The sequence below is a fragment of the Alcaligenes sp. LTN-3 genome, from assembly GCF_059735605.1.
This window is the reverse complement of sequence record NZ_JCAPDN010000002.1, coordinates 865,298-878,174: the sequence shown is the minus strand read 5'-3', so window position 1 is coordinate 878,174 and position 12,877 is coordinate 865,298. Positions and strand designations below refer to the sequence as shown.

9 protein-coding genes are annotated in these 12,877 nt (G+C 57.2%); 1 reads left to right on the top strand and 8 read right to left on the bottom strand.

Going from position 1 to position 12,877, the window contains the following annotated elements; genetic code table 11:
* Nucleotides 1-124 precede the first annotated feature (124 nt).
* On the bottom strand, nucleotides 125-1,651 hold the full coding sequence (gene exaC, locus AC6I6N_RS12335) for an acetaldehyde dehydrogenase ExaC (protein WP_094195934.1): 1,527 nt from the start codon (nucleotides 1,649-1,651) through the stop codon (nucleotides 125-127).
* A gap of 242 nt (nucleotides 1,652-1,893) precedes the next feature.
* On the opposite strand from exaC, the gene AC6I6N_RS12330 reads away from it, so the two are divergent.
* Complete coding sequence (locus AC6I6N_RS12330) at nucleotides 1,894-3,771, top strand: sigma-54-dependent Fis family transcriptional regulator (RefSeq protein ID WP_497943544.1); 1,878 nt, start codon at nucleotides 1,894-1,896, stop codon at nucleotides 3,769-3,771.
* Here AC6I6N_RS12330 and AC6I6N_RS12325 read toward each other — a convergent pair.
* The 7 genes from AC6I6N_RS12325 to AC6I6N_RS12295 form a co-directional block, all read right to left on the bottom strand.
* Nucleotides 3,722-4,198 (bottom strand): DUF1178 family protein, encoded by a 477-nt coding sequence (locus AC6I6N_RS12325; protein ID WP_108727927.1) that lies wholly within the window; start codon nucleotides 4,196-4,198, stop codon nucleotides 3,722-3,724. The two genes, AC6I6N_RS12330 and AC6I6N_RS12325, sit on opposite strands and share 50 nt — an antisense overlap.
* Nucleotides 4,199-4,282: 84 nt before the next feature.
* Nucleotides 4,283-5,968, bottom strand: a complete 1,686-nt coding sequence (locus tag AC6I6N_RS12320; protein WP_321268111.1) for an ABC transporter ATP-binding protein — start codon at nucleotides 5,966-5,968, stop codon at nucleotides 4,283-4,285.
* Complete coding sequence (locus tag AC6I6N_RS12315; RefSeq protein ID WP_094195930.1) at nucleotides 5,965-7,419, bottom strand: ABC transporter permease; 1,455 nt, start codon at nucleotides 7,417-7,419, stop codon at nucleotides 5,965-5,967. Before AC6I6N_RS12315 ends, AC6I6N_RS12320 begins: the two co-directional genes overlap by 4 nt.
* Nucleotides 7,420-7,426: 7 nt before the next feature.
* Nucleotides 7,427-8,404 carry an ABC transporter permease gene (locus AC6I6N_RS12310; RefSeq protein WP_497943543.1) on the bottom strand — a complete coding sequence of 326 codons (978 nt, stop codon included), beginning with the start codon at nucleotides 8,402-8,404 and terminating at the stop codon, nucleotides 7,427-7,429.
* Nucleotides 8,404-10,590 carry an ABC transporter substrate-binding protein gene (locus AC6I6N_RS12305; protein WP_427954837.1) on the bottom strand — a complete coding sequence of 729 codons (2,187 nt, stop codon included), beginning with the start codon at nucleotides 10,588-10,590 and terminating at the stop codon, nucleotides 8,404-8,406. Before AC6I6N_RS12305 ends, AC6I6N_RS12310 begins: the two co-directional genes overlap by 1 nt.
* Entirely contained in the window at nucleotides 10,584-11,156 is a 573-nt protein-coding gene (locus AC6I6N_RS12300) for a thermonuclease family protein (protein ID WP_497943542.1), read from the bottom strand. The genes AC6I6N_RS12305 and AC6I6N_RS12300 overlap by 7 nt, the downstream gene beginning before the upstream one ends.
* Nucleotides 11,157-11,258: 102 nt before the next feature.
* Nucleotides 11,259-12,860, bottom strand: a complete 1,602-nt coding sequence (locus AC6I6N_RS12295) for an acyl-CoA dehydrogenase family protein (protein WP_321268106.1) — start codon at nucleotides 12,858-12,860, stop codon at nucleotides 11,259-11,261.
* Nucleotides 12,861-12,877 lie beyond the last annotated feature (17 nt).

The window sequence follows — 12,877 nt, the reverse complement described above, 5'->3', positions numbered from 1 at the left end:
CCTAATTAACGATAGAAGAAGCTCCTTGCCGCTTCAAGGCAATACGCATTGAAAGCGCGCAAGGAAGGGATCCCCCCATATTGCATGGGGGGAGGTCTAACAGCACTACGAATAGATCAAGAGATCAGAAAAAGCCCAGGGCGTTCGGGCTGTAGCTGACCAGCAGGCACTTGGTTTGCTGGTAGTTATTGAGAGCCATCTTGTGAGTTTCGCGGCCGATGCCGGATTGCTTGTAGCCACCGAAAGCAGCGTGAGCAGGATACAGGTGATAGCAGTTGGTCCAGACTCGGCCAGCTTCAACGCCACGGCCTACGCGGTAGGCACGCGAGCCGTCACGGCTCCAGACGCCAGCGCCCAGGCCGAACTCGGTATCGTTGGCAATGGCGATAGCTTCTTCTTCGTCCTTGAAGGTGGTCACTGCGGCCACGGGTCCAAAGATTTCTTCCTGGAAGGTACGCATGCTGTTTTTACCCAGCAGCATCGTGGGGCTGATGTAATAGCCATTGTCCAGGCCCTGGCCCAGACGATTACGCTCACCACCGGTCAGGGCTTGTGCGCCCTCCTCACGACCGATATTGATGTAACCCAAAATGCGCTCCATCTGCTTCTCGGAAACCTGTGCACCCACCATCGTCCCGGCATTGAGTGGATTACCAGTCTGAATACGTTTGACTCGCTCAACGGCGCGTTCAATAAAGCGTTCGTAAATGGACTCCTGAATCAGAATGCGCGATGGACATGTGCAGATCTCGCCTTGATTCAGGGCGAACATGCTCAAGCCTTCCAGGGCTTTGTCCAGGAAAGCATCATCAGCCTGCATCACGTCTTCAAAGAAGATGTTGGGGCTCTTGCCGCCCAGCTCCACAGTCGCGGGGATCAGGCGATCAGCGGCGGCGTGCAGGATTTCTCGGCCTACAGGTGTAGAGCCGGTGAAGGCGATTTTGGCGATACGCTTGGAGTTGGCCAAGGCATGGCCGGCTTCTTTCCCGTAGCCGGTGACGACGTTCAGCACACCAGCCGGTAGCAGGTCACCAATGATTTCCATCAGCAGCAGGATGGAAGCGGGGGTTTGCTCGGCGGGTTTCAGGACAATGGGGCAACCGGCAGCCAGGGCCGGTGCCAGTTTCCAGGCAGCCATCAACAGCGGAAAGTTCCAGGGGATGATCTGACCGACGACGCCGATAGGCTCGTGAAAGTGGTAAGCAACCGTGGTGCCATCGATATCCGAGAGACTGCCTTCCTGAGCACGCAGGCAACCGGCAAAGTAGCGGAAATGGTCGACCGCCAAAGGCAAGTCAGCCGCGCGGGTTTCACGGATAGGTTTACCGTTGTCGATGGTTTCTGCCACCGCCAGACGTTCCAGGTTTTGTTCAATACGGTCGGCAATGCGCAGCAAAACAGCGGAGCGCTCGGCAGGCGCAGTATTGGCCCACTGGTGTCGTACCTTGTGCGCGGCATCCAGCGCCAGGTCGATATCGGCGGCACCCGAGCGGGCGACCTGGCAAAACACCTGCCCGGTAACGGGGGAGACGTTATCGAAATACTCACCCTCGACCGGCGGCACCCAACGTCCACCAATGTAGTTGTCGTAACGGGACTTGAAGGGAAATTCCAGATCCAGGCCCATGGATTTGAGATCGGACAGATTCATGATGTCTCCTTATTGATTTAGTTCGGTGTCACCAGACGTACACCGCAGGGAAAGGTTAGGGGTGCCTTTATCCTGATTTAACTAAAGCAAATAACGTGCCAAACTAGCTAGCGATTGTCCCGACTCGATCCTAAACCCGCCCGCCTCCATAATGGAACAACCTCCAGTCGCAGGCTGCGACAGCGACTGTCGCAAAAAGCGAGCACTGTCGCAGGATGCGACACCTCTCCCGGAGCACATTCATGACTTCTCTACACGCGTTTTGCCCGCAAACCAACGAAACCATGTGGCGTCAATCCTGGGAGCGCTGCCAAACGATGGAGTCGGACTTAAGTGCAGAGCCCAGAGACATGAGCCAAGGTGCGCTGCGACAGTTGCTGGAACAGCAGCATCACTTGTTGCATCACTCTTCGGCAGCCGTACAGGATCTGGCCGCGCTGGTGCATCCGCATCGCAGTCTGGTTTTATTGTGCGACGCCCAAGGCACGGTGTTACAACAAGCGGGCGATCCGCATTTTCTGCAACGGGCCGAGCAGGTTGCCTTGCGTGCGGGTGTAAGCTGGGCCGAGAACCATCGCGGCACCAATGCCATAGGCACCGCCCTGTTCTGCGCACAGCCCATCAAAATTCACGGCAGTCAGCACTATTTGCCTGACAACCGGATTCTAAGCTGCCACGCCGCCCCCATTTATGACCCTTATGGTCAGATTATTGGGGTGCTGGATATTTCCGGGCCTTCAGAGCTGGAGCATCACTACGCCCTGGATTTGGCGCAGTTGTACGCCCGCCAGATCAGCCGCCAAATGCTGGAGTCGCTGTGCACGCCATCCCGCCGCCTGCTGCATCTACATACCGACCCTGGCCTGCTCAATAGCGCTTTCAGTGGTCGACTGGTTCTGGAAGACGACATGATTGTGGCCGCCGATGAGCTGGCCGCCCGCATGTTGCGCCAGGACTGGCAGGAGCTGCCCGGCCAGGATTTACGTTCGGTACTGGAGCAGGCGAAAAGCACAAGTCAGCCTGTCACGCTACACCTGAGCACGGCAACTAAAGCCCCGGCCCCCGCCCGCGCGGTACACGTTCAAACGGAGACAGCAGACACAACTCAGTTGTCTCCACAGCAGGAAAAGGCGCTGGAACCAGCGTTGCGGGCCATGCAAATGGGCTTGTCCATCTTGCTAAGTGGCCCCAGTGGCTCCGGCAAGGAGCGTATGGCACGTGAACTGCATCGCCGCCGCCAGTCGCAGTCCGGCCCTTTTGTGGCAATTAACTGCGCCGCCCTGCCCGAAACCCTGATTGAAGCCGAGCTGTTTGGCTATGAAGCCGGTGCATTTACCGGTGCGCGCCGTCAGGGTTATGCCGGCAAACTGCGTCAAGCACACGGCGGTGTGCTGTTTCTGGATGAAATTGGTGATATGCCGGTCGCTTTGCAAAGCCGTCTGCTGCGGGTTCTGCAAGAACGCGAAGTTCAGGCACTGGGTTCGGAGCGCACACACCGTCTAGACTTCCAGTTGATCAGTGCCAGCCATCAGCCGCTGGAAAAACTGGTACGTGATGGCCGCTTCCGTGCTGACTTGTACTTCCGGCTGCAAGACTATGTCTGCACAGTCCCCAGTCTTAGAGAGCGCAACGATCTGGGCGATTATATTTCCAGAGAACTGGCCGTTCTGGCACAAGGCCAGATGGCACCCCAGCTCCATCCCGACGCCTTACAAACACTGCAGAACTACGACTGGCCGGGTAATTATCGCCAGCTGCGATCGGTACTGCTGCAAATCATTGTGCAAGATTCTCCTGGGCGTCTGTGGTTGGCTCAGGATCTGCCTGCCCTGCCATGTTTACATGTCGAGCATCCGCTGCTGGCTCAAGAGCCAGCCGCCCCAGCAGCCCGAAATATCACGAAAACAAGCCCCCCTGCCGTCCCCAAGCCACAAACCCTGAAGGAACAGGAATACGCCGCTGTGCAGCAGGCTTTGGAACAACATCAGGGAAATATTTCACAAGCGGCGCGCGCCTTGGGGCTGCATCGCAGCACCTTGCATCGCAGACTGAAAGAAATGTCGCCGCTCATTACTGCAGGCGGTCATCATCCAGAAAGTCAGGAATCGGCATGGCAATAATGCCGTCGTCGGCCAGTTCCTGATACTCCTGCGCCGTGGCCTGACCACGGATGGCACGCGGTTCAATATCGCCTTCGTGCATACGGCGCGCTTCCTGGGCAAACTGGGTGCCCACATTATCCGACTTGCGTATCACCGAGCGTAGCTCCTGCAAGAGCTGGCCTTGAATCACCCGCATTTGCTCTTCGGTGGGCATGGTTGAGGGCAAAGGCGGCGGAACGGGAGCAGAGTCAGAAGCGGTGCTGCTTTCTTGCGCACCCACATTGATACGTGGAGCCGACAGTTTGCGTTTGACCTCATGGCTGTTGCAGACGGGGCAACACAACAGCCCACGACTGATCTGCTCATCGTAACTTTCGCGTGAGCTAAACCAACCCTCGAACACATGGCCGTGTTCACACTCAAGATCAAAAACCTTCAAGCTCATAATGTGTATATCAATGGGCGAATAAACCGCCATATTGTGACATGGAAGTGGCGAACCAATTATGGCAAGTACGGCATGCGCGGCTTAACGGGGCACAGCGGCCAGCAGACGCTGCGTCAACTCTTCCTGTGGATGGAACAGAACCTGCTGCGCACTGCCCTGCTCTACGATACACCCCTTGGCCATAATAGCAATTCGATCGGCTAGATACTCCACAACCCCGAAATTATGGGTAATGAACAAATAAGCTAACCCCAGCTCCATTTGCAATTCACGCATCAAATCCAGAATCTGCGCCTGCACGGACACGTCCAGGGCCGAGGTCGGTTCATCGCAAATCAGAACAGCAGGTTCAACCGCCAAGGCGCGCGCAATCGCAATGCGCTGGCGTTGTCCACCAGAGAACTCATGCGCGTAACGATCCAGGGCGTTCTTGGGTAGACCGACTTGCTCCACCAACGTTTCAATTCGTTTGCGACGCGCCTTGGCATCCAGCTCGGGGCGCAAGGCAGTCAGGCCTTCCAAGAGAATATCGCCCACCATCATGCGCGGGTCCAACGATCCATATGGGTCCTGAAAAATAATCTGCAGACGTGAGCGCAATTGCCGCAAGGCCTTGCCTTTCACTTGCAGAATATTCTGCCCCTGCATGTGCACCTGACCACTGATCTGCGCCTGGTGATCCAGCAAACGCATCAAGGTACGTGCAACCGTGCTTTTACCGCAACCCGATTCACCAACCAAAGCCAGGGTTTCGCCCTTGTGCAGTTGCAGACTCAAGTCTTTGACCACGGGGATTACGGGCAAGCGTCGCCACCAGGAACCGGCCTGTTTGTAGGACACAGACAGGTTCTGAATATCCAGAACCAGCTCTTTGCCGCTACTGCGCGGCGCTACGGCTTCAATAGGCGCAATGGCGCGGGACAAGGGCCGCCCACGTTTTTCAAAAGTGGGAATGGCATCGAGCAATTCACGAGCATACGGATGGCTGGGACGCAGAAAGAACTGGCTGGCCAACCCGGCTTCCACAATTTGCCCGTGCCGCATCAAGGCCACATAGTCGGCGTATTGCTTCACCAGCAGCAAGTCGTGCGTAATCAGCAAAATAGCCAGGCCCATCTCTTTCTGTATATCGGCCAGCAACTGCAAAATCTGTGCCTGAACCGTCACATCCAGCGCAGTAGTTGGCTCATCGGCCACCAGCAAATCGGGCTCTGCCGCCAAGGCAATCGCAATCATGATGCGTTGCTTCTGGCCACCGGAAAACTGGAACGGAAAATCATCGTAGCGCTGGGCAGCACCGGGGATGCCGACACGCTCCAGCCATTGGATAGCCCTTGCCCTTTCCTGCCCCGCAGGAGCTACAGCATGACGACGAATCACCTCGCTGATCTGCCGGCCAATGGACATGACCGGATTCAGGCTGGTGGACGGCTCCTGAAAAATCACACTGATGCGTTTGCCGCGCACATCCTGCATGTGTTGCTCAGGCAAAGGCGGCAACTCCAGTCCATCCAAGGCAATGTGACCGGACTGCATCCAGGCAGCTTCCGGCAAGAGACGCAGGATCGCCATCGCTGTCATGCTTTTGCCGCAGCCGGACTCCCCCACCAAGGCAAAGGTTTCACCACGCTGCACAGCCAAAGACAGATTGCGTACCACGCTTTGCACACCGGCATCGGACTGCACGCGCAGTTCCAAACCCTCGATATTCAGCACGGCAGGCGTTGCAGAGGGCTTCACGGCGCAGTCGTTCTCAAGCTCACTCATACTTTGGCTCCTCCTGGGCGACGGACTCGCAACGTCTTGAATCGGCGGGTACGAGGATCAAAAGCCGTTTGCACCGCATCGGCAAAAATGTTCGCGGACAGAACCAGCCCCAGCATCATCACAAAAGCCCCGGCCAGACCCCACCAGATAATCGGGTCGCGGGACAGTTCGCTGCGGGCGGCATCAATCATGCGTCCAAAGGAAGGCATGCTGGGGTCCACGCCTATGCCCAGATAGGACAGCACCGCCTCGTACAGCACCAGACCGGAGAACTCCAGAATCAGAGTGATCAGCACAATGTGCATCACATTGGGCAGGAGGTGACGAAACATGATGCGCAAATGGCCTACGCCAAAAGCCTGAGCGGCCTGCACATAGTCCAGCTCGCGCAGTTTCAACACCTCGGCACGCAGCAGGCGGCACAGGCCCGCCCAGCCGGTCAGGCCCAGAATCAGACACAACATGAACAAACGCAGATCGGCACGGGCAGCCACGGTGTCGAAGCTATCGGGATGGGTGTCGATATAAACTTGCATCATCAACACGCAGGCGGCAATCAGCAAGACACCGGGAATGGAGGTCAGCGTGGTGTAAATGTATTGAATGACATCATCGACCCAGCCCCGGAAGTATCCGGCGGCCAAGCCCAGGATAATGGCAGGCGGCAGCATGGCAAAGGTGGTCAAGGTGCCAATCACCAACGCGGTACGCACGCTTTTCAAGGCTTGCCAGATGATGTCGTTACCTGTGCGGTCCGTGCCCAGCACGTAGTAATTCGTGCTCAGGCTCAGAACCAGACACAGCAGTATCACCAGTGCGCAAGCGCTGAACCAGACAAGCCGCCAATTCACCAAACCCTGCCCCTGCCACCAATAACGCCATGCCGCCCCCCAGCCTGCTTCCATCGATTGCTTGCGCCCCCAAAGCGTCAACAAGAAAGCCAGCACCACACTGGCCAGCAGCCCCCAAGACAGGCCTTTCAGACTGAGTCGGAGAAGGTCCTGTCGGTGCTCCTGAGGCGTGTCCATCCCAACCCCGGCATTGACCAGGCGCGGGAAGTCGCGCACGGGCTTGCCGTCAATCAACATGCTTTCCTTGGTCAACTGAAAGCGGGCCAAGGGAGCCGAATACGTCTTTTCAACTTTTGTCAGACCCGCCGCTTTCAAAACATCATCCAGTGCCGAACGAGCTACAGGCGCATAACTGGGTGTGCTGGCCTCCTGCCCCGGGGCCGCTGGCAAAAGCGGCCGATAGTGAATGGAGTCCAGCAGACCAAGCAGCAGAAAAAAGACCAGAAAAACAGCGGCACACATGGCCGATGGCGTACGTGCCACACTGGCCCAGGCCGAGCGCAAGGCGGGACGCTTGACGACACGCCAGGTATAGACCGCCATGGCCAGAAACAGTGCCAGCACAAAGGTATCGGTCCAGAGAAAGACGAACTGTGGCATGGCGGGCTCAGTTGAAACGAATGCGGGGGTCGACCAGGGTGTAGGAGATATCGGCCAGAATCAAACCGGCGATATAAAGCATCGATCCTAAAAACACCATGGCACGCACAATGGAAAAGTCCTGGGCATTGATGGCATCAATGGTGAAACTACCCAGACCCGGAATACCAAAAAAAGACTCGGAAATCAGACTACCCATGAACAACAAAGGCAAGGCCGATACGGTGCCCGTCAAAATGGGCAATAGCGCATTGGGCAACACGTGACGGAACAAAACTGTAGATTCGGTCAAGCCCTTGGAGCGCGCCGTACGAACATAGTCACGGCTGGCCTCCTCCAGGAACAGGCTGCGATAAAAACGCGATTCCGCCCCGATGCGTGACAAAATTCCCACCAGTACCGGCAAGACCAAAAAGCGCCAGTTATCCATCCCTTGCACCCAACCCGAGAACGGCACCCAACGGAGCACCCGCGCAAACAGCCACTGCCCGGCAATGATGTAGAACAGCCCTGAAATGGACATCAGTACTACGCACAGCACGACGGCTGAAAAGTCCAGTCGGGTTCCCCGGAAAAACACCATCAGCAAGGCAAAGCTGATGCACACCCATAAACCTAAAAAGAAGGTGGGCAGGGCCAAGGCCAGACTGGGGCCCATGCGCTGTTTGATCTGATAGGCAATATCCTGCCCTTGATCCGACAAGCCAAAGTCCAGACGCAGCAAGGGAACCGAGCGTTCGTAGAAGATCGTGTCGGTCAACGCTTTGCTGCCCTCGGCTTGAGCGTTATAAAACAGCGGCTTGTTATATCCGCGCTCTGCCTTCCAGTTTTCAATCGCCGTCTGGCTGACGCGCTGCCCGCCAATGGACAAACGGGCCATATAATCGGGCGTATTCACGGCAAAAAACAGCACAAAGGTCAGCAGATTGACCCCGATCAGAATCAGCACGCCATACAGAATGCGCCGCAGCATATAGGAAAACATCAGTCTTTCTCCTTGCGCAAAGCCACACGGCGACGACGCGCCTGAGCCTGCGAGCGCACCACCCACGCCAGAATCAACGCCAGCAAGCCCAATGGAATAGCAGGCCACCAGACGGGGCGATTCCAAAGGTCAATGCGCTCGACGCGCTGTTCAGGGTCGATACGGTAATACTGGATGCTGTCGCGCACCATCATGGACGGCTTGGCATTGCGTACCCAGCTTTGGTATGCACCGCCCGCATTGGGGACATAGCCAAACATCCAGGGAGCATCGTGCTGAACCAAATGAATCATCTGCTGCACCACCGCCTGCTTGTCCGGGCCGTCATTCAAAAAACGCATTTGCTCGTACAGACGATCAAACTCTGCACTTTGATAATTGGCAGCGTTTTCACCCCCAAAATCTTTCTTGGCTTGAGGGCCGTACAACAAGGTGAAAAAGTTTTCGGCATCCGGGTAGTCGGCTACCCAACCCCACAGGAATATCTGCGCCGCGCCACGCTTCATCTTGTCCTGAAAACGGTTGTAGTCGGTGGCACGTACTTCCAATTGCAGGCCCACTTGGGCTAATTGACGGCGCATCCAGTCCACCGTGGCATCCGAACCCATCCCCATCATGGAGTCGTAATACAGGATCAAGGGTTTACCGGTTCGACTGTCCCGTCCATCGGGATAACCGGCCTGCCGCAACAAATCACGGGCTTCGTCCAGGCTGCGGCGTTTCACCACACCATTGTCCCTGGTGTAGACATAAGGGTTGGCGCCCTGGGGCAAGGGCTGATAACCCGGCACGCCCGGCGGCAAGGGGCCATGCGCGGCTTGCCCTTGGTCATTCATGAAAATGGAGACGTACTGCTCCCAGTCGAACACAATGCTGATAGCCAAACGCAGCTTGCGGTTTTTCTCGAACTGCTCGGGTGTGTCGCCCTGGCCGACCACTGGGTCGTGCCAGTTAAAGCCCATATAAAACAATTGCGCTTCGGGAGCCGTACGCAATTGCAAACCGCGCTCCTGATACAGATTGGCTTTGTCGACGGAATCCTGTGCCGCTACGGTCATGGCCACGCCATACTCGCCCCGCTCCACCTGCGGAATGTCGTAATAACCTTGCAGGAACTTGCCCATCAAAGGTACGCCCTCTTTTTCCAAAGAGAACACCACTTTGTCCAGGAAAGGCATGGGTTTACCACAATCTTCCAGCAAACCGGCTGCTTGATCACCCGGCTCGCCCACGCACGGGTAGGGCTCACCCCGGTAATTGGGGTTGCGGCTCAACACATGGCGGCGGTTGGTCAGGGACTCCGTCAGCATGAATGGGCCCGTACCCACCGGCCAACTATCCAGCGTCAGGTTGTGCTGTGCCATGCGTGGCTGGCTATAGAAACGCTCGGCCTCCCAAGCCATAGGAGCAGTGAAAGTCATGGCTAGCCAGTACTTGAACTGCGGATACTTGCCATTGACCTCAATACGCAGCGTGTGCTTGTCCAGGGCACGCACACCCGGCAAGGTAAAGGGGCGCAAATCCAGCCATTGAGGACGCGGCTCCTGCTTGTCAATACGGGCCAGTTCTTCACTGAATTCCTTGAAGCCCCGGATATGCTCGGCCATCACCCCCAAGGCAGGCGAGGCCAAACGCGGACTGGCCAGACGCTTGAAGGCATAAACGTAATCGTGAGCCGTCAGCTCTCGCGAGCCGGTATGGGCAAAGTCGGCAATGCTAAAGGCGTCACTCAAATCCGGCGCCCGCATGGGGTAGTAACGGAACTCACCCTGCTCATCCAAGGCAAAGGCCGGATGTGGCTGAAAGCGAATGCCTTGCTTGATCGGAATGTCGTAACGGCTGATGGCCACCTGCTCACCCGGCGCATCGGCTGGCAGACGATGACCTTGCGCGTCCAGATACACCGGGTCTACCAGCTCGGCCGCCGTCTTGGGGATCAGGCGATACGGCCGATCCAGATAGTGGTAGCCGTACAGCGGCTCGTAAATCGAATAGGTAAATGGGGTCTCGTCACCGGAATAGGACAAAGCCGGATCCAGGTGATTGGGAGAACGAGTCGTGAATGCGCTGTACAGCGTGTTTTCCGCTGCGCTTTCTTCGTGATAAGGGCTGTTCACGGGCTTGGAGCAGGCTGCCAATCCGACACACAGCAGGGCCAGCCCGACCCACCGCCAAGGGCTTAACATTGCCCTTGCCGCCAGCAGTCATAGCGCCATTTCCATGGCGGCACAGGATTGGGTTCGGACCAGATGCCAACGCGCTCCTCTTGGGCTTCGCGCTCCAGCCCGTCAATGCGCGGGTCACGCAGGAAGCGGCCACGCTTTTCCCGGTTCGCCATTGCCATACCGGCACGCACCAGTTTCTGATTAGCGGTTTCACCATCGGCCAAGGGTACATCGCATACCGCACGACCATGGCGATCGCTCTCATAGCAAGACAGGGTCAATTGCTTGCCGGACACTAAATCCGACAAGAAGCGTCGCGAGGCCACCGCAAAGGGCTGGCCAGGGCGACGGCTGTCTTTCGTGGTTTCAGGGGCATCAATACTGGCCAGGCGCACACGCACCTGCTTGTTATTACTGGGCAGAATTGTCAGCGTATCGCCATCCGCCACCCGCACCACGCGCCCAGTCAACTCGAAGTTTTGAGCCTGAACAGGCAAGGCCCAGACAGCCATCACAGCCGCCATGCCAGCACAAACGGCTGTGCGCCGAGTCAAAGAAGAAAAGCCGGACAGGGAAAACACAGTCATGATGCGGACAACACTCCAGGCGAGTAGCAGAAACTAGGCTAACAAATTATAGATACTGCGCACCGCCTGTCCAGAGCAATGTCCCTAGTAGGCAGGCCCGCATCAAGACGCTTGCAGGCGGGGCCAGCTGCGGTGCAAATACCAGCAAGCCTGCTCCACGCCCTCCACCCCGAATACGGCAGCGGGCCCTTGTTGTAAACGATGAGTCGTGAACAAGTCTGCGACGGCATCGGGTGCTACTTGGCGCATCAAGCAGGATTGATACAGGGTAAGCAGTTTTTGCGTCCAGACACGGCCGCCAGCCTGGGAGACTGCGCTCAACACCTCCTGCGCCGCCTGCCCCAGTTCCGCATCATCCCCCGTGCGGGCACGCAAGTCCGCCTGCAAGGCCTCCCATACGCCTTCCTGACTCAAGGCGCGCTGCACATCCAGGCACATCACATTGCCTGAGCCTTCCCAAATGGAATTGACGGGAGCCTCGCGCAACAAGCGCGGCATGGGGCCATCCTCGATATAACCGTTGCCGCCCCAGGTTTCCATGGCTTCGGCACACAGGGCGATGGCCCGACGGCATACCCAGAACTTGGCGGCTGGAGCCAGGACACGCAACACGGACTGCGCGACAGGATCGTTGGCCCGCTCTTGCAGGTCCACCAGAAACAGGGCCAGATGGGTGGCGGCTTCGCTTTCCAGACTCATATCCAGCAGTACCGCCTGCATCATGGGCTGATCGATCAATTGTTTACCAAAGCAGCGTCGATGCTGGCAGTAGTGCAAGGATTGCACCAACGCCTGGCGCATCAGGGCCGCACTGCCCAGCACGCAATCAATACGGGTACGAGCTGCCATTGCGGCCAACAAAGCAATACCACGACCGGCCTGGCCCACACGCCAGGCCAGAGCGCCATCAAAATCAATCTCGGCACTGGCATTGGAACGATTACCCAACTTATCTTTCAGCCTGCGTATATAGCGGCGATTCAAACCGTCTTCGGTATAGCGCGGCATCAGGAAGCAGGAGAACTGCTCGTGCTCACGGGCCAGCACCAGATGTCCGTCCGCTTGTGGCACAGATAAAAACCATTTATGGCCATAAACACGAAAAGCCTGCCCATCGGGGTGCGCTTCGGTGGTGCAACCACGCAGATCAGAGCCGCCCTGCCTTTCTGTCATGCCCATGCCCAGCAGCACACTGCTCTTTTCTACCATCTGTTGGCTGGACGAATCGTACTGATTGATATCCAGCTTGGCCGCCCACTCCTGAAACGGGTCAGACTGCAATAAAGGCGCAGCGGCGCGCGTCATGGTCAAGGGACACAAAGTACCCGCCTCGATCTGACCATGCAGGTAAAAACCCATGGCCCGTAGCAGGTGCTGGCCGGGCTGGGGCTGATGGGGCCAGATATGCAAGCCCTGCTCCATGCCCAGGCTCAGCAAATGATGCCAGGCGGGATGAAAATCCACTTGATCAATTCGCTGCCCTTGAGCAGACCAACCTCGCCATTGCGGCGGCTGCCGATTGGCCAAGGCTCCTTGCTCACGCCAATAGGCAGAGCCCAGTTTCTGACCATAGTCGGCCAGACTTTGCCGGGCCTCTTGGCAGGCCAATTGAGATTGCCAATGTTGTAGGGCCGGATCCTCGCCAAACAGATCATCATCCATCAAATCCGGCACCTGATTCTGTAACTGCTGTTCCAGAGCCATCTCGCCTCCTTGATTTC